Genomic DNA, 20,638 nt, shown 5'->3' with positions numbered 1-20,638 from the left:
TAATTTCTTGCTTTTTCTAATCTAATTATGGTCTATTAAATTACTTATTGTATTTTTGATATCGTTTTAAAAATCAACAAAACTAAATTATGAGCACTTACGACGTTGCAGTCATTGGTTCAGGTCCTGGAGGTTACGTAGCAGCTATTCGTTGCGCCCAATTGGGAATGAAAACCGCAATTATAGAAAAATATTCAACAATGGGAGGTACCTGCTTAAATGTAGGTTGTATTCCTTCTAAAGCTTTATTAGACTCTTCACACCATTACGAAGATGCTATAAAGCATTTTGAAGAGCACGGAATTGAAATTCCTGGGGAAATTAAATTGAACCTAGAAAAAATGATGGGGCGTAAAGCTTCTGTTGTAGAGCAAACTACCAAAGGGATTGAGTTTTTAATGGATAAAAACAAAATTGATACCTTTGAAGGTGTAGGTTCTTTTGAAGATAAAACTCATATTAAAATAGATTTAACTAACGGTGAATCTACAACGATTGAGGCTAAACATACCATTATTGCTACAGGTAGTAAACCAGCATCTTTACCATTTATAAATATTGATAAAGAAAGAGTAATTACTTCTACAGAAGCATTAAAACTAAAAGAAGTACCAAAACACTTATTAGTTATTGGTGGTGGTGTAATTGGTTTAGAGCTTGGGCAAGTATACAAAAGATTAGGTGCAGAGGTTACTGTAATTGAGTATATGGACCGTATTATCCCAACTATGGATAAAGCGCAAAGTAAAGAATTAACTAAAGTGATGAAAAAGCAAAAAGTGAAATTTGCAGTTTCTCATAAAGTTACTTCTGTAGAAAATACTGGAGATGAGGTTGTAGTAAAAGCTACCGATAAAAAAGGTAACGAAGTTGAGTTTACAGGAGATTATTGCCTAGTATCTGTTGGTAGAAAACCATTTACAGGTGGTTTAAATGCAGATAACGCTGGAGTAAAAATGAATGAGAGAGGTCAAATTGAAGTAGATGCTCATTTAAAAACTTCTGAAGATAATATTTATGCTATTGGTGATGTTATTAAAGGAGCTATGTTAGCTCATAAAGCAGAAGAAGAAGGTGTTTTTGTTGCAGAAACAATTGCCGGACAAAAACCACATATTGATTATAACTTAATTCCTGGTGTGGTATATACTTGGCCAGAAGTAGCTTCTGTAGGAAAAACAGAAGAACAACTTATAGAAGATAAAGTAGAATATAAAAGTGGTCAATTTCCAATGAGAGCTTTAGGTCGTTCTCGTGCAAGTGGAGATACAGACGGATTTGTGAAAATTTTATCTGATAAACAAACAGATGAGGTTTTAGGAGTGCATATGGTTGGTGCTCGTGTAGCAGATTTAATTGCTGAAGCAGTTACAGCAATGGAGTTTAGAGCTAGTGCAGAAGATATTTCTAGAATGAGTCACGCTCACCCAACGTATGCAGAAGCAGTAAAAGAAGCAGCACTTGCTGCAACTGGAGATAGAGCTCTACATACTTAATAGTACAAAAAGTAAAGAATATAAAAGCGACCTTTAGAGGTCGCTTTTTTTTACATCAAGATTATAAATAATAGACTTCCAATAGAAATAACTATCCATAATACACTACCTAATAGTATAGGTTTAAAACCACTCTCTTTAATAGATTGTACAGAAAGTCCAGCTCCTACAAGAAAAAGAGTAAGCACTAATAAAGATTTAGAAAAACTAGGGATGGTTTCTACTAAAAAAGAAGGTAAGTTAAAATAGCTGTTTAATAAAATAGCGATGATAAAACCTAAAATAAACCAAGGAATTTTTATTTTTTCATTCTTACTCTTAAAAATATACATAGAAATTATAGACACTGGTATAATCCATAAAGCTCTAGCTAATTTTACAGTAATAGCTAAATCTAATGCTTCTTGACCGTAAGCCATAGATGCACCAACAACAGAACTAGTATCATGTATGGCAATTGCGCTCCATAATCCAAATTCATGTTGCGATAAATGAAGTGAGTGGCCAACCGCAGGAAATACAAAAATAGCTACTGCATTTAAAAAAAATACTACTCCTAAAGCAATAGAAATTTCTTTTTCTTTAGCTTTTATTACAGAAGATATAGCAGCAATAGCGCTTCCGCCACAAATGGCAGTACCTCCAGAAATTAAATAAGCTATAGACTTATTAATTTTTAGTATTTTACTTAAATACACTCCTAAACATAAAGTTAATACAATAGAAAAAAATGTAAGAGCAAATCCCTCTTTTCCTGTTTCTATGGTTTTTTGCAACTGCATACCAAAACCTAAACCAATCACAGAAATTTTTAATAACCAATTTATGGTAGTTTTACTTTCTTTAGGAAAAGGATTACCCCATAAAAAAGTAAAAATAAAACCTGAAAGTAATGCTATTGGCCCAGAAATAATATTGGTTAATGCCAAAACAGCAATTAGTATAAATAATATTATTTTAATAGATTTATTTAGTGAAAACATAATGTATTATTTGCTACAAAATTGCCACTAAATACTCGTTTTAGTCTAGTCGAAATAATTATACTTAATAACTTTTAGTTATAACTATTGGTGAGTAGTTGTTTAATAGAGGTGTAAGTAGAAGAGTGATCTCCTTGTACTTTAACAAAGTATAATTTTCTGGTTATCTCTAAATTTTTTACATCTACAATTTGTAATTTTTTTTCTTTTAATTCTTCTTGCACAGCATGAATAGATATAAAAGAAAAACTTTCAGAATTTAATAAGTAGTTTTTAATACTTTCGGTATTACCTAAAGTTAAATCAACAAACAAATCGTTAGGGTTTACTGCAATTTTTTTTAAGTTTTCTTCTATAATATCTCTAGTACCAGAGCCTTTTTCTCTTAAAACAAGTGGTGTTTTTTTTAATTCTTCTGCAGTAATAAAATTTTTAAACTTAGAGTTTTCATTATTTTTAGTAAGTAATACAATTTCATCTTCAATAAAAAACTCGTATTCTAATAAAGGGTTATTGTGTTTCCCTTCAATAATTCCAAAATCAATTTCTTTTTTTAGTATCAATTCTTCAATTTCTGATGAGTTTCCGTTTATCAAAGTAAACTTTACTTCTGGGTAGGTTTTTTTTAGCTGATAAATAAGTTTAGGTACAATATATTGGCTAATTGTACTACTGGCTCCAAACACCACATTTTTATTAATCTGATTATTAATTCCTAAAAAATAGTTTTCCATATTTTTATAGATGTCTAATAATTGATTAGCATAATTAAGTAATACTTTGCCTTCTTGAGTGAGCTTAATTTTATTGCCTTGGCGTTCAAAAAGTTGTACGTTGTATTTAGTTTCTAGTTCTCTAATGTGTTTAGATACTGCTGGTTGAGAGATAAAAAGTTCTTCAGAGGCTTTGGTAAAGTTTAATTTGTCTGCTACTTTTTTAAAAACTTGAAGTCTAAAATCCATTTGAGTACTTTTGTTTACAACAATATAGCTAATTTAGCGACAAATTTTTTCTAATCTACAGGTCTTATTTAATTACTTGTATTTATAGGTGTTAAATTTTTGAAATTCATAATTTAAAAAAGGTTTTATCAGTAAAAAGAATAATTTTAGCCTTAAAAAATATCAGTTTAATTTTATTAACTAATTGCTTCAAATCTTAAAATAGACTAATGCGTAGCCAAAAAATATACTCTTTTTCAATTACAGAAGATTTTAAAGCTAAATTGCTAAAGTGGGCCCATTCTCAAGAAGAGGTGATCTGGCTAGATTCTAACAGTTACCCATTTTCTACAGTAAATTATGAAGCTATTTTGGCTGTAAATGCTTTTACTGCTTTAAAAACAGATGCTCATCAAGCGTTTATTAAATTACAAGAGTACCAACAAACTACAAAAGATTGGATTTTTGGTTATTTAACTTACGATTTAAAAAATGATGTAGAACGCTTAAGTTCTAAAAATTATGATGGTTTATGTTTCCCTGATCTTTATTTCTTTCAGCCTCAAAAAATATTTCTTCTAAAAAAAGATGAAATAGAATTACATTATTTGTCTGTGGTTGAAGATGAAATGGACCAAGATTGGGAAGATATTCAGCAAATAAATGTAGTCGTAACTAAAACAGACAGTGCAGAGGCAATTAAAATAGAATCTAGATTAACTAAAAATGAATATGTAGAAAGAGTAGAGAAGATGCTATCTTATATTCATCGAGGAGATATTTATGAAGCTAATTTCTGCCAAGAGTTTTTTGCAGAAAATGCAGAAATAGATAGTATAGAAGCTTACTTAAAGCTGAATACAATATCTAAAGCACCATTTGCAGCTTATTTAAAATTAGAAGATTTTGAATTAATGTCTGCTAGCCCAGAGAGATATATTAAAAAAGAAAAACAAAAAATAATATCGCAACCTATAAAAGGTACTGCCAAGCGTTTACCCAATCTTACCGAAGATGAGGCTCTAAAAGAAAGCCTAAAAATAGATCCAAAAGAGCTTTCTGAAAATGTAATGATTGTAGATTTAGTGAGAAATGATTTATCTAAAACTGCAAAAAAAGGAAGCGTTCAAGTAGAAGAACTGTGTGGTTTGTACACGTTTGAGCAAGTACACCAATTAATTTCTACCATAAGTTCTGAACTTGAAGAAAGTATACCTGCAGTAGAAGTTTTAAAAACTACTTTTCCTATGGGAAGTATGACGGGAGCTCCAAAAATTTCTGCAATGAAAATTATTGAAGAGCTAGAGGTTACTAAAAGAGGTTTGTATAGTGGTGCAGTTGGTTATTTCACTCCAGATGCAGATTTTGATTTTAATGTTATAATTAGAAGTATTTTATATAATTCAGCAAAAAAATACGTAAGCTTTTCTGTAGGAAGTGCAATTACAGCTAAATCTAATCCTAAAAAAGAATATGAAGAGTGTTTAACTAAAGCAGCAGCAATGCACCGAGCTTTAGAAAAATAACCTTTCTTTATTTTATTATTTTCTAAAAATAATACGAGCCTAATGAAGTTAAAAGCAACATTTAAATTCTCTTTACTAATTCACCAATAAATCTGTAATATAGGTTACCTATTTATCTTGAAGTTCTTGCTATATTTGGGAATAATATGACAAAAGAATTTCAGCAACATATAACATCTAATTTCCCTTTTTTAAAAAATAAAAAATGCTTATTAACCATCAGTGGGGGGATTGATAGCGTAGTTTTAGCATATTTATGTAAAACAGCAAATATAGATTTTGCTTTAGCTCATTGTAATTTTAATTTAAGAGGAGAAGAAAGTGATGGCGATGAGAGTTTTGTTAGAAATTTAGCCAAACAATTAGAGGTAAAACTTTTTGTAGAAAATTTTAATACCAAAGCATTTGCTAAAGATCAACAACTTTCTATTCAGTTAGCTGCTAGAAAATTAAGATACGAATGGTTTTTTGATTTAGCAGAAAAAAATAACATAGAATATATATGTACCGCTCATCATTTAAATGATAGTTTTGAAACTTATTTAATTAATACCTCTCGAGGTACTGGCATACAAGGTTTAACGGGAATACCTGAAGTAAATGGTAAAATTATACGTCCGTTACTCCCATTTACTAGAGCTCAAATTTTACAATACGCACAGAAAAAGCAAATAAAATGGAGAGAAGATAGCTCTAATGCATCAGACAAATACCTACGGAATAAAATTAGACATCACATTACCCCTGTTTTAGAGGAAGAGAATGAAAATTTGCTTCAAAATTTTTACAAAACACAACAATATTTAAAAGATACTGCCAATTTATTAGAAGATTATACTACGCTGTTATTTTCTAAACTAGTAAAAGAAATAAATGGTGATTACTATTTAAATGTAACTAATTTAAAAAACACTCCCAATACAAAGGCTGTAATCTATCAATTATTGCATCCGTTTGGTTTTACTGCTTGGGAAGATGTTAATAATTTACTAGAAGCGCAAAGCGGTAAACAAGTGTTCTCTAACACACATCGTTTAATTAGAGATCGTGAAGTATTGATTTTGAGTAAGCTAAATATTCAAGAAAATCAAGTAATAAAAATAGAAGAAGGGCAAACACATATTAAGTGGGATAACAAACAAATTTTAGTTAAAAATGTTAACACTTTAGAAGATTTTAGCCAAAACATTGCTTATCTTTCCGCGCAAAAAATAAGTTATCCTTTAACCCTAAGAAAGTGGCAAGCGGGAGACCGTTTTCAACCATTTGGAATGAAAGGGAAGAAGAAAATAAGTGATTTCTTGAAAGATGAAAAGCTTTCAGCAATTGAAAAAGAAAATACTTGGGTTTTACTTTCTAATGAAGAAATAGCCTGGGTAGTTGGTCACCGTAGTGATCATCGTTTTAAAATTGAACCTAATACAACAACTATAATAAAACTTACCCTAACTTATGAGAAATAATATTTTATTTGTATTTCTTGCCCTATTTATAACCTCTGTACAAGCTCAATTTGGTACTACTTCGCAAGTGGTAGAACCTGTAAAATGGAACGGAAGCATTGAAAAAACAGAAGAAAATGCTTATCAATTTACATTAAACGCAGAAATTGAAGAACATTGGCATATTTATTCTCAAAATACTCCAGAAGGTGGCCCGTTACCGTTATGGTTTAATTACCTTAATGCAGAAACAGATTACGAGTTAGTAGGAGAAACTACAGAAAGTGAGTCTCATACCCAGTTTAGTGAAATTTTTGGAGTAGATGAAGTATACTTTGAAGAAGAAGCTCAATTTACCCAAAATATAACTTTAAAAGATGTCGCCCTTCAGGTGGTTAAAATGGAGCTAAGCTACCAAGTTTGTAAAGAAAGTTGTATCAATCAGCAATACTACGTGGTTTTCGATTTGAAAGAAAATGTAGTAAAGTTTCTAGAGAATTATGATGATTTTCAGGCTTATGGAGCCACTCCTACAAACACTTCAGAAGAAAAAACAGAAGAAGCTTCAGAATTAAGTCAGGTAAAACAATCTGGAGAAGAAATTGTTACAGAAATAGAAGACGAAAGCCAAAGTACGCTTACTATTTTCTTTTTAGCATTTTTCTCTGGTTTTCTAGCTTTGTTAACGCCGTGTGTTTTCCCAATGATACCAATGACGGTTGGTTTTTTTACCAAGCAAAGTAAAACAAGAAGTAAAGGAATTAGAAATGCCCTTTTATACGGATTTTTTATTGTAGTTATTTATGTGCTATTGGGTACATTGGTTACTGGTATTTTTGGAGCAGATGCTTTAAATGCCTTATCTACCAACGTTACTTTTAATGTTATATTCTTTATTTTATTAATTATTTTTGCAACCTCTTTTTTAGGAGCTTTTGAGATTATGCTACCAAATTCTTGGGCTAATAAAGTAGACAGACAAGCAGATAGAGGTGGAGTAGTTGGTATTTTCTTTATGGCATTAGCCTTAGCTATTGTTTCTTTTAGTTGTACAGGGCCAATTGTAGGTACATTGCTAGTGCAAGCAGCATCTAACGGTGGTTTGGCACCAATTGTTGGTATGTTAGGTTTTTCTTTAGCAATTGCCATTCCGTTTGGTTTATTTGCACTTTTCCCTGCTTGGATGAACACTTTACCACGTTCTGGTGGTTGGTTAAACACAGTAAAAGTATTTTTAGGATTTTTAGAATTAGCTTTGGCTTTTAAATTTTTATCGAATGCAGATTTAGTATTGCAAGCGCATATTTTAGAAAGAGAAATTTTCTTAGCCGTATGGATAGCAATTTTTGGTACCCTAGCTTTTTATCTCTTCGGAAAAATAAGATTACCACACGATTCAGAATTACCACATATTTCTGTAGGTAGATTAGGCTTAGGGCTTGTTGTTTTAATGTTTACCATTTATTTAATTCCAGGTTTATGGGGAGCTCCTTTAAAAATGATAAGTGGTTTTCCGCCTCCAATGAATTATAGTGAAGCTCCTTATGGTGTAGGGTACTCTAAAACAGGTGGTGGTGCATCTTCAGAAATAAAAGATTTCCCTGAGCACGCCAAATTAGGACCGCAAGACATTATTACTTTTGAAGATTATGAGCAAGGTATGGCTTATGCAAAAGAACAAAATTTACCCGTTTTACTAGATTTTACAGGTTATGCTTGTATTAACTGTAGAAAAATGGAAGAGCGCGTGTGGAGTGAACCTCAAGTTTTAGGAAAACTTAAAAATGAAATGGTACTTATTTCTCTTTACGTAGATGCGAAAGAAAGCTTGCCAGAAAATGAACAATATACTAGTAAAACCACAGGAAAACGTATTAGAACTATTGGTAATAAATGGAGCGATTTTCAGATAAGAGAGTATGGCGCAAATGCACAGCCTTACTATATTATGTTAGATCACGAAGAAAATAGGTTAAATAAGCCTGTTGGCTATACTCCAGATGTAGAAGAGTATGCAAGTTGGTTACAAAAAGGTATTGACAGTTTTAAAAAGTAAATATTTTTAGAAAATACAGAATAAAAAAGCTCTTGAAATTTCAAGAGCTTTTTTATTTATCATCTTAAAAATGTTATATATATTTATAAATAAATCAACAGAATTTTATTTTTATAGTCCCATTTAGAAGATTAATGTGAAGATAAGAACTATTGAGATTTCTAATTACAAAATCTGTAGATATATCTATTCCTTTAAAAGTTAATTAAGAACAGATTTGCTTACACTAATTAAAAAGAAAGAAAAGAAGTATGAAGATTTAAGTGATACTTTTTTAAAAGGCTTAATTTTCTTCACACGGTTCTGTAGGTTGTCCAGAAATATGAAGACTTAATTTATCTACGAGTATATAAAAATTATCAGATTCTGTGTAAATCTCTATATTTTCACTAACCTCGTGTGCTTGTAATGTTTTTCGGTGAGTGGTAAGGTAGTTATTTTCTTCTTCGGTAACCCCATAATTAAACGTAACTAACTGATGGTAATTATTTTTGAATTTTACTATCCATTTAAACCTATTTCCTTTTTTTCCGTTAGCTGTTAACTGATATTGAATTTTCTCATAACAATTAGTAGAGTACCAGTTTTGAGGTCTATTACTAAAGTTAGAATAGGCTATAAAACCTAAAAACAAAACGGCACTTACCATTAATACATCGCGTAGTTTTATATTCATATTTATTTGAGTTTAAATCGTGAAACAGAATCTTTAGCTATAATTTTTTTAACTCGAGGCGGAGGTAAGGTATCTTGTTTTATTTTATAGGTTGGAGGTACGTAATTGGTAGTTGCTTTACCAACATCATAATAACTAACTAATTGCAAGCCTTTTTTATACGGAATGGTTATCGTATCTCTATCGGTAGAAATACCATATTTTTCTATAATAAAAGTATTGTTTTTTTGTTCTAGTGGTACTCTTGCGTAACTAATGGTAGCTGGTAAGGTTTGCCAGTTTCTAGTATCTGCTTTCTCTGTGGCTGCTCCAGCTATGTCTGCTCCAGTTTTAATTAAACTTTCTGCATCTTCACCTAAAAACTGTTTAGCTAAAGCACCTAAACCAGCACTTGTTGCTTTTTTTGCTCCTAATCTTAAAGCAATATTTACTGCTTCTCTCAACATTCTATCGTTTAATGTTTGACGAGCAATTGGGTAAAAATCTTCTGCTAATTCAAATGAAGTTTGTTGATCGTTATAAATTAAACGAGCACTTTTATAATAGCTTTCTCTTTGCACGTATTTAGGTATAGCAATAGAAGTGATTCCTAAATTAGTACCAGGCGGAATTGGAATAAAAATAGAGTTATTAGCATCATCTACCGCAATAAAAGCACCATCTACTGCAGTAATTTGTGTTTGGTCTTTTGCTGGACCTAAGCCATTTTCCCAAAAAATAATTGCTTCTGCTGGAGAATGGTGTATATCATTTTCTGATAAATTAAATTGCTTTAAGTATTTTTTATATTCTTGCGTAAAGCCTAACTGTTTAGAAGTTCTTACTAGATCTTTTTGTAGTTGAAGCGGTAAGTGTACTCCGTAATAAGAACTATTATTTTCTGTATATAATTCTTCTGCATTACGGTAGGCTATAAAAGCGTTATTTATATCTCCAGTTGCTTCGTATAATAAACCTTGTAAAATTTGCGCAAAAGCGTCTTCCGCATATTTATTTTTATTCTTTTTATACTTTTGGTTGAGTTCTTGAAGCTTAATATTAATACGTTTAGCTTCTACCAATGCTTCATTTGGCATACCTAATTGAAAATAATTAAGCGCCATATAGTAATGTATCATTACTTTTTCAAAATCTTCTCCTTGGTATGGAGCAGCCATTGGGTTAGTCAAATTAGCTGCTATAACTTGACCTGTATTACTAGTTATTCGGTTTTCTATAAGGGTATACGCCTCTTCCAAAAGTTGGTTACTTTCTTTATAATTGGCATTCATATGTTCTACTTTTCCTTTTTCCAGGAGGTAAAGCAGACGGTTTCTTTTTTTAGATAGAAATTTATTGTCTTCTATAAGGGCGGCTGCCTTATCAAAATTTCGGTAATAAACTTCATTCTGAAACTCAAAAGACCTATCGTTATAAGTAATTCCGCAGGAGTTTAGCCAAAAAGCTAAAACTCCCACAGATAAATATTGAAACCAAATTTTGGTTGGTATACGCATAAAAAATGTGCTTAGTTTACCAGCTTTTTAATTTTCTTATCACCAATCCAAACTTTTTCGTTAGTTTCTAAGTTTGTTAATTCTAAATCTACTTGGTAATAAATTGCTTTTTCTTTTTTGTACTGATCTACAATAGAGTTAATAGTACCTTGCAACATAAAATCTGCTCCTTGTTCTAATCCAAAACTTTTCATGCTAGAGGCAGAGGCATAATTTTGTTGGTCTGCACGTTCTGCTCTTATCTCTTCACGCATAGCTCCAGCTTGTACTAAACGCATTCTACTATTATTAATTACAGCTTTTTCAATATCTTTAGAAAAGGTTTCTGTAGCAATATGCTCGTGAGATTTGTTGGTAATCATACCTACAATAAGTACAGGTATTTCTCCACCATTTTGAGAAATGTAAGTATTATACCAAGGGTGAGCCATCATTTCACTAGTAATTTCTTCAGCAGTTAGTCTAGAGTCGGTATCATTCCATTTACCACTAAGATCAGTTACTGTATCTTCACTCACACGAGTTACTTTTTGACCGCAACTAACAATAGCAAAAGAAAATAATAATAAAATGGCGTAAAGCGAAAAAGATTTTTTCATAATAATTATCTGTTATTGATTTTAACACATCTAAATTAGTTAATATTTTATAAAATTATGTGTTTTATAAAAAATTTTAAAATGCTGATTATTATTTATTTAGAGGTGTTATTGGTAAATTATAGATTTTTTCAGAATTTAAATTGTACTATCTTTAAGCGATTTCTTAAAAATATGATTGAATGAGAACCTACTTAAAGAACTTAACCTTAGTTTTATTAACATTTTTTTCACTTCAAATTATAGCGCAAAACGACTATAAGGTAGAAGAACATTATACTAAAAAAGAAGTAGATATAGAGATGAGAGACGGTGTAAAATTACACACCACTATATACTCACCAAAAGATACTTCTAAAGAATACCCTATTTTAATGCAAAGAACGCCTTATAGTTCTAAACCATATGGAGAAGGTCAATTTAGGTCTAAAATTGGGCCCAATCAATTTTTAATGAAAGAGGGTAATATTATCGTTTATCAAGATGTACGTGGTCGTTGGATGAGTGAAGGCGATTATGATAATATGCGACCATTTATTCCGAATAAAAAAGGAAAACAAACCGACGAAGCTAGCGATACGTATGATACGATAGAGTGGTTAATTAAAAATGTAGATAATAATAACGGTAATGTAGGTACTTGGGGTATTTCTTATCCTGGTTTTTACACTTCTTATTCTTTACTTTCTGGGCATCCAGCATTAAAAGCTGCCTCTCCACAAGCTAGTATATCTGATTTCTTTTTTGACGATTTTCATCACAATGGTGCATATTTATTAAGCTATTTTATGGCAACGGCACTTTTTGGTAACCAAACCGAAGCACCTACCACAGAGTCTTGGTACAGTTTTCCTAAATTGCCTAGTAAAGACCAATATCAATTTTTTTTAGACCACACACCAATTAGTAAATTAGACGAATACTATCCAGATAATTTCTTTTGGAATCAGTTAAAAGAGCATCCTAATTACGATAAGTTTTGGCAAGACCGCGGACTTATTAAGCACTTAAAAGAGGCGAAAATTAAAACTGCAGTTATGTATGTGGGTGGCTTTTTTGATGCCGAAGATTTATACGGTCCTTTTCAAAGTTATAAAGCTATAGAAGAAAATAGTAAAAATTATAACACAATAGTTTACGGTCCTTGGAGCCACGGCGATTGGGCAAGATTAAGTAAACGCCAAGCAGTAGGTAATGTTTATTTTGGAGATGATATTTCTGAAAACTATCAGAAAAACGTAGAAACTACTTTTTTTAATTATTTTTTAAAAGAAGAAGGAAAAGCAAAAAAATCTCCTTTACCAGAAGCAATGATGTTTGATACTGGTTGCCACGAGTGGACTTCTTTTGAGGCTTGGCCACCAAAAGCTGCTAAAAAGAAAACTTATTATTTAGGAGAAAATCAAACATTAAAAAATACTGCTAACAAAGATTTTGAAAACAAGTTTATTAGTGATCCTAAAAAACCTATTCCATATTCAGAAGATATAAAAATTGTTTTCACGCCAAGAAAATATATGACCGACGATCAGCGTTTTGCTGCAAGAAGACCAGATGTTTTGGTTTTTGAAACTGAAGTTTTAGAAGAAGATATAACCATGGCGGGAGAAATTGAAGCTAAATTGAAAGTGGCAACAACAGGTACAGATGCAGATTGGGTAGTAAAAATAGTAGATGTTTACCCTGCAGATGCAGAAGATACAGAAGAAGTACAAAACCATTTAAAAATGTCTAACTATCATATGATGGTAAGAAGTGAAGTAATGCCAGCAAGATTTAGAAATGGTTTTGAAAAACCCGAAGCAAGCGTACCTAACCAAAAAACAGATATAGATTTAACCTTACAAGGTATTTATCACACGTTTAAAAAAGGTCATAAAATTCAGGTTCAAGTACAAAGTTCTTGGTTTCCTTTAATCAATTTAAATCCTCAAACTTTTGTGCCTAATATCTTTAAAGCTGAAGAAAGCGATTATAAAAAACAAACACATACTGTTTTTGGAGACTCTTCTATTGAGTTTACTGTATTAGAAAAATAAAATATAATGAAATTAAAATTTATAGCATTTATTGCTGTTTTTACTTTTTTTGCTTCTTGTAAAGAACAAATGGGGAAAGCAGAATTAACCCCTGCAGAAATAGAGAAAGAATCAAAACAGTTGCAAGCTTTTTTCGATAAAACTTATCAAGAAGATTTAGCAGATTCTCCTATGTTACAAACCCAAATCGGTTTAAAAACCAACTACGGGAAATGGGATAATTTTGCACACACTAACTATCCTAAAGATTTAGAAAAGGCAAAAAACCGCTTAGCTTTTTTAAAAGACAGCATTAATACCAATGCACTTACTTCTTCAGAAAAATTGAGTTATAATTTGATGAAGAGAGAACTTCAGCAAGAAATAGAGAGTTATAAATTTAGGTTTTATAACTACCCAATTAATCAAATGGATGGTTACCATACCAGTCTTCCTGCATTTCTTATTAATCAACACCGTATAGATTCTGTTGCCGATGCTAAGGCCTATATTGAGCGATTAAAAGGATTAAAAAAAGTTTTTGATGACGTTATTAATAATATGCAAATACGTGAGAAAAACGGAATTTTACCTCCTAAATTTGTTTTTACTCAGGCCCTAGACGATGCTAAAGCGATGATGTCTGGTATCCCGTTTAGTGAATCTCAAAAAAATAGTGTTTTACTTCAAGATTTTACAGATAAAGTTTCTGTTTTAAAAATTTCAGCAAAAGAGAAAAAACAACTCATTTTAGAAGCAAAAAAAGCTTTAAAAGATTATGTAAAACCTTCTTATGAAAAATTAGCAGAAACTTTAAAAGACCAAGATCAAAGAGCAACGTCAGATCACGGGGTATGGAAATTTCCTAAGGGAGAAGATTACTATAAAAATCAATTAAAACATTACACAACTACAAATTTTTCTGCTGAAAAAATACATCAAATAGGTTTAGAGGAAGTAGAGCGCATACATCAAGAAATGAAAGAAATTATGAAGAAAGTGAACTTTAAAGGTTCTTTTGAAGATTTCTTTAAATTTATGCGAGATGATAATCAGTTTTATTTTCCCCCAGATGAAAAAGGAAAAGATGCATATTTAGCAGATTCTAAGTCTATTATTAATCATATGCGTTCTAATCTTGATGAGTTATTTATTACTCAACCTGAAGCAGAAATTGTTGTAAAACCAGTAGAAGCTTTTAGAGAAAAAAATTCCGGAATTGCTTTTTATGAAAGACCTGCAGAAGACGGTTCTAGACCCGGTACTTACTATGTTAATTTATTTGATATGAAATCAGTTTCTAAATATGAAATGGAATCTTTAGCATATCACGAAGGGATACCAGGACACCATATGCAAATTGCAATAGCTCAAGAATTAGATAGTATACCAGAATTTAGAAAACATCTATATTATGGAGCTTATATAGAAGGCTGGGCGCTTTATAGTGAGCTTTTACCTAAAGAAATAGGATTTTATAAAGATCCGTATTCAGATTTTGGTAGACTTTCGGCAGAGCTTTGGCGTGCTTGTAGATTAGTTGTAGATACGGGTATTCATTCTAAAAAATGGACGCGAGAACAAGCAATTCAATATTATAAAGACAATACACCAAATGCAGAAGGTGATTGTATAAAAATGGTAGATAGACATATTGTACTACCTGGACAAGCTACCTCTTACAAAATAGGAATGATTAAAATTTTAGAATTACGAGCTAAAGCCAAAAAAGCTTTGGGTGATCATTTTGATATTAGAGAGTTTCATGAAGTTATTCTCACTAATGGAGTAGTGCCTTTAGATGTGTTAGAAGATTTAGTAGAAAGTTATATAGAAGAAAAATTAACTACTAAAACTGAATAGGATTTAGTAAGAATATAAAAAAAGGAGAAGCAATTACCGCTTCTCCTTTTTTGTTTGAGTTACTTAGTACTCCAAATACTATAAGAATTTGGAGGAGATTGTATTTTTACCCATCCGTTAGATTGTGTGTAAGGCTCCCAATTAGAGTTGCCTGTATAATCTTTAATTTGAGATCCATACCAATTGGTTTGTATCCAACGCTCCTGCCAAGAATCACTATTATTAAGATATACAACTAAACCAGGAGAACCATTTCTTCTCGCTATATATTCATCTTGATCTACGTGTAGTATATCTGTACTACCTCCTGCTTTATTATTATGTATCCAGATAAGATTATTTAGTTTACTTTTATCTAACCATTCTTCATAATCTTGATAAAAAACACAAGGATAACCTTCGTGGGTTAAAATATAGGCATAAGCTAACATTTTACCATTATAAATTTCATTAGTATCGTGATTACTCACAAAAGTTACTGCTCTCATAGGATTTCTTTTCCAAAGCATATTTTCTTGTAACTTGGTAAGATCGTTACCATCAAAAGCATCTTTCATTCTATAATAACAAGCAAAATCGAAAGCAGAAGCTTGTGCATCATTTGTCCAATTATTCAATAAATCTACGTTTGCATCCCAATACTCTCCAACTGCGAAACCTCCAACTTCGTTGGTCCAAGCATTAACCACCCAAGGCTCGTAACCTTTTACATAATCAAAACGCCAACCATCAATACCTAACGTATCTTTATAATATTGTGCTACAGAATAAGATTGCTTATATAACCAATCTTGTACATAACTTTTGTTATGACACATATCTGGATAACCTCCAAAAATACCCGTATCGTTGGAGTGCGTATCGTTTGGATGAAAATCTGTAGCAGAACGGTAAAATTTACCAGATGCAGGATTAAAATCTGTATAAGTATCAGTTCCTGTATATGTATTACTTTCTAAATCACCACCACTATTGTGGTTAATTACTATATCTGCAATAACTGCTAAATTTTGTTGATGTGCGTTCTGTATAAGAGATTCTAATTCTTGTCTAGAACCAAATCTAGTTTCTGTAGAGCCCATTTGATTATACTCACCAAAATCAAAATAATCAAAAGGATCGTATCCCATAGAAAATGGACCGTTTTGAGCTTTAGAAATAGGAGGTAACCAAATGGCATCTATACCAGCATTATTCCAATCTTGTACTTTTGTAGAAACTGTATTCCACCAAGTACCGCCAGCAGGAACATCCCAGTAAAATGCTTGCATCATCACTTTTGTACCTGTAGATATAGAATTTGTAGTAGGAGTTAAATCTGTAGTTGTTTCTACTAAATTTTCTTCTGAAACTGTATCTGTAAAATCATCAGAAGAACAAGCTATGCATACAATGCAGAAAGCTAAAGTTGCTAATAAGTAATTTTTTTTCATAAAAAAAGATTTAATAATTAAGTAAAAAAAAGAGAAGCAATGTTAATTACTTCTCTTTTCGGTTAATTGTGATATTAGTTTATCACTAATTTTTTCTGAATTCTATTACCATTTTGTTCTAGTTGTACTAGATAAATTCCTGTAGGTAAAACAGAAACATTAATGGCTTGGTTGGTAAGAATTTTATTTTCAGAAATTATTTGTTTTCCTGTAAGATCATAAATCTGTAAAGTATCTACTTCTTCAGTTAAATAAATACTACCGTTACTCGGGTTAGGGTAGAGGACAATGGTAGAGGCTTCTGTAGATTTTGTGCTCAAGGTATATTCTTCATTAGCATAAATATAATATTCTCCTGGTACTAAAGAAATGGTTGTATTTACATTGCTTACCTGGTAAGAATTACCGTTCATTAAATTATACCAAGTACCCGTTTCTTGAAACTCTGGATCTATACTTTGTGTAGTTACTCCAAAATTACCAATAATGGTTACATATTCTATTTCGCTACCAGTAGCATTGGTGTTTTCTAGATGAATAGATTTTAGTCCGTTACTATTATCTACATCCATCGTAATATTTCCGGTTGCAAAAATTTCATTATTCTTTTTTAGTTCAATCATATCAGCATAAGCATTGTATAGATTGGTGCGGTTTGTTTCTGTTAAAAAATCCCAACCATCTGGTTTTTCAGATAATTTGCAAGAATCATCGGTAGGTATTGTACCATCTTCACACGTAAAAATACTGGTATCGTAACCTAGCTCTCCAAATTGCCAAATCATTTTTGGACCAGGAACGGTAAAGAAAAATGCACCTGCAGTTTCCATACGTTCTAGTGCAGTAGCAAGATTGGTTACATCGTAACTTCCGTTAGAATTTCCGTAGGCTAAATTTTTATACATTAAACGTTCTTCATCGTGGCTTTCCATGTAACCTACATTTCTAGGAGAAGTTAATCCTATATTTTGGTAAGAAATATCACTAAAGTCAGAACCGTTATGGTAACCCATAGTTGCTTCGTTATAAGTTTCTGTATGCTTATTCCAAAACATAATGCCTTTACCTTCACTTAGACGGTAATTTGCCCATTCTATTTCTTCGTTTCTCGCAGTTCCGCCTCCTAAATGTTCAAAAATAATATAGAAGTCTGCATCTACCGCCCATTGGGTATCTGCGTAATCTTTTAGTACTTGTACACGATCTGCTTGGTAACTATTAGTACAACTATCACTACCGCTACAATTTTGTGTAAAACCTTTAGTTAAATCCCAGCGGTAACCATCTATTTTAAATTCTTCTATCCAGTATTCTACGGTTTTATTTACATAATCTTGTGTTGCTTGAGATTGGTGATTAAAATCGTTGAATACGCTATAAGAATGGGTAGCGCTTACATTAAAATATGGGCTAGTTGTAGATGGAGAACCACCGGTACAACCATTACAATCGTTGTACATTCTATATAACGGACTTTGACCTGTGGCGTGGTTATAAACTACGTCTAAAATAACAGCAATACCACGAGAATGACATTCGTCTACAAATTCTTTTAGCATTTCTGGAGTTCCGTAGTATTTATCTAATGCCATATGAAAAGCAGGATTGTACCCCCAACTTAAATTTCCATCAAATTCTGAAACAGGCATTAACTCAATAGCATTTACTCCTAAACTTTCTAAATAATTAAGCCTAGCTTTAACCGCATCAAAATTTTGAATATCATCAAAATCACGAATCAAAATTTCATAAATTACTAAATCTTCTTTTGCAGGTGGAGTAAAGCTGGTATTTTGCCAAGTATAACTTGGTGCATTTCTTCTAATCCAAGAAATAGCTTCTGAAGTTTTATCTGAAGGGTATGCTGGTATATTATTAAAAGTTGAAGTAGATATATACGCATCGTCATACGGACTTAAAACTAAAGTAGAGTAGGGGTCTGCTACATTAATTTCTCCATCTATTAAATACTGAAATAAAATATCATCTCCCGTTTGGTCTAAGTTATTTATAGTAATCCAGTACTTTTCTTGTGTGCTATCATAATTCATTAAAAAATTACTATCGATTACCCAATCGTTAAAATTACCAATAAGATGTACAAAGCTTTTGTTTGGAGCATATAGTACCAAAGTTGCTGTTGTAGAATTATTAGGATCAAAATTTATACCGTCTTCCATACCTGTTGGTACTGCTGCTTGGGTTGGAGTTGGTGTGATAATAGCTTGAAAAGTTTCAGATAAAACAGCAGAGGTAGAAACTTCTGTAGCTATTAGCTCAAAATTTGTATCTTGAGTTAAAGTGTAATTATGGGTATAACTTTGAGTATTGGTTTGTGTATCTATGCTTGTACCGTTAGCAAATAGCTCAAAATTTGCATTTACCGTAGTAGTGGCATCTATAGTTAGATTACTTCCGCTATTTAAAATGGAAACATTATCTGTTGGACTGTTTAAGTTAAATTGAAAAACGCCTACTTCAACTAAATGATCTTGCGTTTTATTATCTCCAGTACCATCTTGAGCTTTAGCTAACATTCCAATTTTACCAATATTAGAGGTGCCAAATAAGGTTTGCGGAACAAATGTAAAAGAATAAGTACCATTACCATTATCTGTAAATTTTTGAGAGTTGTCTGATGAGGTCCAACTTCCGTTAGTAGGAGAATCTTGTTGATTTTGATCGTTAAAATCGTAAAACCACGCCCATAAATACAAATCTGAAACGCCCCAAGTAGATAAATTAATGTTAGAAACCGTAACAGTTATTTGATCGCTAGGATTAAATTGAGCGGGTGTTATTGTAAAGGTTGCATTTTGCTGCTGTGCAAACATTATACTTGCAAAGAGCATACATACTATGGTAAGTATTTTATTTTTCATATGAATTTCGTTTTATAAAAAAGGCTGTAGTTTTTCTACAGCCTTTTTTTATTTTAATTATTCCTCTACTGGAATCAATATATAATTGCCATTTAAATCGTTTAGCCAAATATCATAAGTAGCTTCGCTTACAGGAATATTATTAGCTGAATTGAATACACCATAACCTGAAAATTCAGTTGTTCCTCCCCAATTATCATCCCAAGAATTATCTGCTCTAAATTTAAGTTCTCCATCAAATAAAGATACTTCAGTAGCATACCAAATATGTGGATCGAAAGTAGATTGAGTCATATCAACATCATCATTCCAGCCAGTATCATCACCTGTTATCGCTGAACCTATAAAACCAATAGAGCCATAAGAAGTAGCAGAAGATTCATCATAAGATGTTATTTCGTAAGTGTTTTCATCTTTATCTATTGTTACTGTATAATATCCTTCGGTATCAACAGTAAATGAATCTGGTTCATTTTCACCTTCAGGAGTACTGCTTGATAGTATATTGGCAAGTTGACCCCACTGTGGATGCCAAGCTCCTTTAGTTTCTAACATTTTAAACCCTACTTCATCTCCAGTTAGAAATTTTCCTGTATACGAAAATTGATTTTCATTTTCAGGGTCTCTCACTAGAGGATAATTAAGATTATTATTATCCCAACCGGCAGCTGTAGCATTACCCACTAAAAATAAATTAGGAAATTGTGGTAATGGTTCTTCTGAAGTATTTTCAACTAATTCAACATTTAAAGTTAGCATATCTGAGAATTGCTCAACAACATTTCCTGCATCTGCACCAACGTAAGCTCTTACTCTAAAATAAAGCATCCCTGAATTTGGAGCTTCTGTCTCTGGATCGTTGTCTAAACCTGCTTCTGTAGCTAAAGTCATCATACTACTTACAGTTACAGAATAATTAGTTTCTGTTACATCCGCTAGGGTAGTATATATATCAAATGTTTCTGTTGTTGCTCCTTGCAATTCATAATTAACTGGAGTCTCTACATCAAAGTCAGCTTCGTTCCATACAAATCTTTCTGCAGGGTTATCTGCGACTAATGCACTTAGGCTATAAGTTTCTGCAACAGAATTGGTAAACAAAAAATCTGCTGTATTACTAGCGCTAGCAATAAATGTAAATTCATCTTCTTCTTCACAAGCATTAAAACCTAATGCTAAGGTGCATATAGCTACTATGTATATTAATTTTTTCATGGTTATATAATT

Annotated in this window: 14 protein-coding genes; 6 read left to right on the top strand and 8 right to left on the bottom strand. The window is 31.7% G+C overall.

Features of this window, described 5'->3' with window-relative positions:
* The first annotated feature begins 89 nt into the window (after nt 1–89).
* On the top strand, nt 90–1,496 hold the full coding sequence (lpdA, locus tag BUC03_RS07290) for a dihydrolipoyl dehydrogenase (RefSeq protein WP_073149800.1): 1,407 nt from the start codon (nt 90–92) through the stop codon (nt 1,494–1,496).
* A gap of 50 nt (nt 1,497–1,546) precedes the next feature.
* On the opposite strand, the gene BUC03_RS07285 is transcribed toward lpdA, so the two are convergent.
* Complete coding sequence (locus BUC03_RS07285) at nt 1,547–2,479, bottom strand: YeiH family protein (protein ID WP_073149798.1); 933 nt, start codon at nt 2,477–2,479, stop codon at nt 1,547–1,549.
* A 74-nt stretch (nt 2,480–2,553) separates the two neighbouring features.
* Nucleotides 2,554–3,441, bottom strand: a complete 888-nt coding sequence (locus BUC03_RS07280; protein ID WP_073149796.1) for a LysR substrate-binding domain-containing protein — start codon at nt 3,439–3,441, stop codon at nt 2,554–2,556.
* 209 nt (nt 3,442–3,650) lie between these two features.
* Between BUC03_RS07280 and BUC03_RS07275 the strand changes: the two genes are divergently transcribed.
* From BUC03_RS07275 to BUC03_RS07265, 3 genes are all read left to right on the top strand, one after another.
* Entirely contained in the window at nt 3,651–4,946 is a 1,296-nt protein-coding gene (locus BUC03_RS07275) for an anthranilate synthase component I family protein (RefSeq protein WP_073149794.1), read from the top strand.
* A gap of 146 nt (nt 4,947–5,092) precedes the next feature.
* Nucleotides 5,093–6,409, top strand: coding sequence for a tRNA lysidine(34) synthetase TilS (gene tilS, locus BUC03_RS07270; RefSeq protein ID WP_073149792.1), 1,317 nt, complete (start codon nt 5,093–5,095; stop codon nt 6,407–6,409).
* Nucleotides 6,399–8,444 carry a protein-disulfide reductase DsbD family protein gene (locus tag BUC03_RS07265; protein ID WP_073149790.1) on the top strand — a complete coding sequence of 682 codons (2,046 nt, stop codon included), beginning with the start codon at nt 6,399–6,401 and terminating at the stop codon, nt 8,442–8,444. The genes tilS and BUC03_RS07265 overlap by 11 nt, the downstream gene beginning before the upstream one ends.
* Before the next feature lie 283 nt (nt 8,445–8,727).
* Here BUC03_RS07265 and BUC03_RS07260 read toward each other — a convergent pair whose 3' ends face one another.
* Genes BUC03_RS07260 through BUC03_RS07250 form a run of 3 tightly spaced genes read right to left on the bottom strand, consistent with a single transcriptional unit; the run spans nt 8,728 to nt 11,215 of the window.
* Nucleotides 8,728–9,120, bottom strand: a complete 393-nt coding sequence (locus BUC03_RS07260) for a hypothetical protein (RefSeq protein WP_073149788.1) — start codon at nt 9,118–9,120, stop codon at nt 8,728–8,730.
* Between the two features lie 2 nt (nt 9,121–9,122).
* Nucleotides 9,123–10,616 (bottom strand): COG3014 family protein, encoded by a 1,494-nt coding sequence (locus tag BUC03_RS07255; protein ID WP_073149786.1) that lies wholly within the window; start codon nt 10,614–10,616, stop codon nt 9,123–9,125.
* A gap of 11 nt (nt 10,617–10,627) precedes the next feature.
* Complete coding sequence (locus BUC03_RS07250) at nt 10,628–11,215, bottom strand: penicillin-binding protein activator LpoB (RefSeq protein WP_073149784.1); 588 nt, start codon at nt 11,213–11,215, stop codon at nt 10,628–10,630.
* A gap of 182 nt (nt 11,216–11,397) precedes the next feature.
* Between BUC03_RS07250 and BUC03_RS07245 the strand changes: the two genes are divergently transcribed.
* Nucleotides 11,398–13,254, top strand: a complete 1,857-nt coding sequence (locus BUC03_RS07245; protein ID WP_073149782.1) for a CocE/NonD family hydrolase — start codon at nt 11,398–11,400, stop codon at nt 13,252–13,254.
* Between the two features lie 6 nt (nt 13,255–13,260).
* The gene (locus tag BUC03_RS07240) at nt 13,261–15,096 is read left to right on the top strand and encodes a DUF885 domain-containing protein (protein WP_073149780.1); all 1,836 of its coding nucleotides are present in this window, start codon (nt 13,261–13,263) and stop codon (nt 15,094–15,096) included.
* A 59-nt stretch (nt 15,097–15,155) separates the two neighbouring features.
* On the opposite strand, the gene BUC03_RS07235 is transcribed toward BUC03_RS07240, so the two are convergent.
* The 3 genes from BUC03_RS07235 to BUC03_RS07225 all read right to left on the bottom strand — a co-directional run bounded on the left by BUC03_RS07235 (nt 15,156) and on the right by BUC03_RS07225 (nt 20,626).
* Nucleotides 15,156–16,529 (bottom strand): alpha-amylase, encoded by a 1,374-nt coding sequence (locus BUC03_RS07235; RefSeq protein WP_073149778.1) that lies wholly within the window; start codon nt 16,527–16,529, stop codon nt 15,156–15,158.
* A 74-nt stretch (nt 16,530–16,603) separates the two neighbouring features.
* Nucleotides 16,604–19,411, bottom strand: a complete 2,808-nt coding sequence (locus BUC03_RS07230) for an alpha-amylase family glycosyl hydrolase (RefSeq protein WP_073149776.1) — start codon at nt 19,409–19,411, stop codon at nt 16,604–16,606.
* A 57-nt stretch (nt 19,412–19,468) separates the two neighbouring features.
* Complete coding sequence (locus BUC03_RS07225; protein ID WP_073149774.1) at nt 19,469–20,626, bottom strand: SusE domain-containing protein; 1,158 nt, start codon at nt 20,624–20,626, stop codon at nt 19,469–19,471.
* Nucleotides 20,627–20,638 lie beyond the last annotated feature (12 nt).

Source organism: Mesonia phycicola, from assembly GCF_900141885.1.
In the GTDB taxonomy this organism is placed as follows: Bacteria; Bacteroidota; Bacteroidia; order Flavobacteriales; family Flavobacteriaceae; genus Mesonia; species Mesonia phycicola.
The sequence above is the reverse complement of the archived record's forward strand: the minus strand, read 5'-3'. Positions and strand labels throughout refer to the sequence as shown.

What these genes read in the sequence shown, in the direction of transcription:
- BUC03_RS07240 (WP_073149780.1), top strand. Translation starts at nt 13,261, where the DNA reads ATGAAATTAAAATTTATAGCATTTATTGCTGTTTTTACTTTTTTTGCT.
- BUC03_RS07235 (WP_073149778.1), bottom strand. Translation starts at nt 16,529, where the DNA reads ATGAAAAAAAATTACTTATTAGCAACTTTAGCTTTCTGCATTGTATGC.
- tilS (WP_073149792.1), top strand. Translation starts at nt 5,093, where the DNA reads ATGACAAAAGAATTTCAGCAACATATAACATCTAATTTCCCTTTTTTA.
- BUC03_RS07230 (WP_073149776.1), bottom strand. Translation starts at nt 19,411, where the DNA reads ATGAAAAATAAAATACTTACCATAGTATGTATGCTCTTTGCAAGTATA.
- BUC03_RS07265 (WP_073149790.1), top strand. Translation starts at nt 6,399, where the DNA reads ATGAGAAATAATATTTTATTTGTATTTCTTGCCCTATTTATAACCTCT.
- BUC03_RS07275 (WP_073149794.1), top strand. Translation starts at nt 3,651, where the DNA reads ATGCGTAGCCAAAAAATATACTCTTTTTCAATTACAGAAGATTTTAAA.
- BUC03_RS07250 (WP_073149784.1), bottom strand. Translation starts at nt 11,215, where the DNA reads ATGAAAAAATCTTTTTCGCTTTACGCCATTTTATTATTATTTTCTTTT.
- BUC03_RS07280 (WP_073149796.1), bottom strand. Translation starts at nt 3,441, where the DNA reads ATGGATTTTAGACTTCAAGTTTTTAAAAAAGTAGCAGACAAATTAAAC.
- BUC03_RS07260 (WP_073149788.1), bottom strand. Translation starts at nt 9,120, where the DNA reads ATGAATATAAAACTACGCGATGTATTAATGGTAAGTGCCGTTTTGTTT.
- BUC03_RS07245 (WP_073149782.1), top strand. Translation starts at nt 11,398, where the DNA reads ATGAGAACCTACTTAAAGAACTTAACCTTAGTTTTATTAACATTTTTT.
- BUC03_RS07255 (WP_073149786.1), bottom strand. Translation starts at nt 10,616, where the DNA reads ATGCGTATACCAACCAAAATTTGGTTTCAATATTTATCTGTGGGAGTT.
- BUC03_RS07285 (WP_073149798.1), bottom strand. Translation starts at nt 2,479, where the DNA reads ATGTTTTCACTAAATAAATCTATTAAAATAATATTATTTATACTAATT.
- lpdA (WP_073149800.1), top strand. Translation starts at nt 90, where the DNA reads ATGAGCACTTACGACGTTGCAGTCATTGGTTCAGGTCCTGGAGGTTAC.
- BUC03_RS07225 (WP_073149774.1), bottom strand. Translation starts at nt 20,626, where the DNA reads ATGAAAAAATTAATATACATAGTAGCTATATGCACCTTAGCATTAGGT.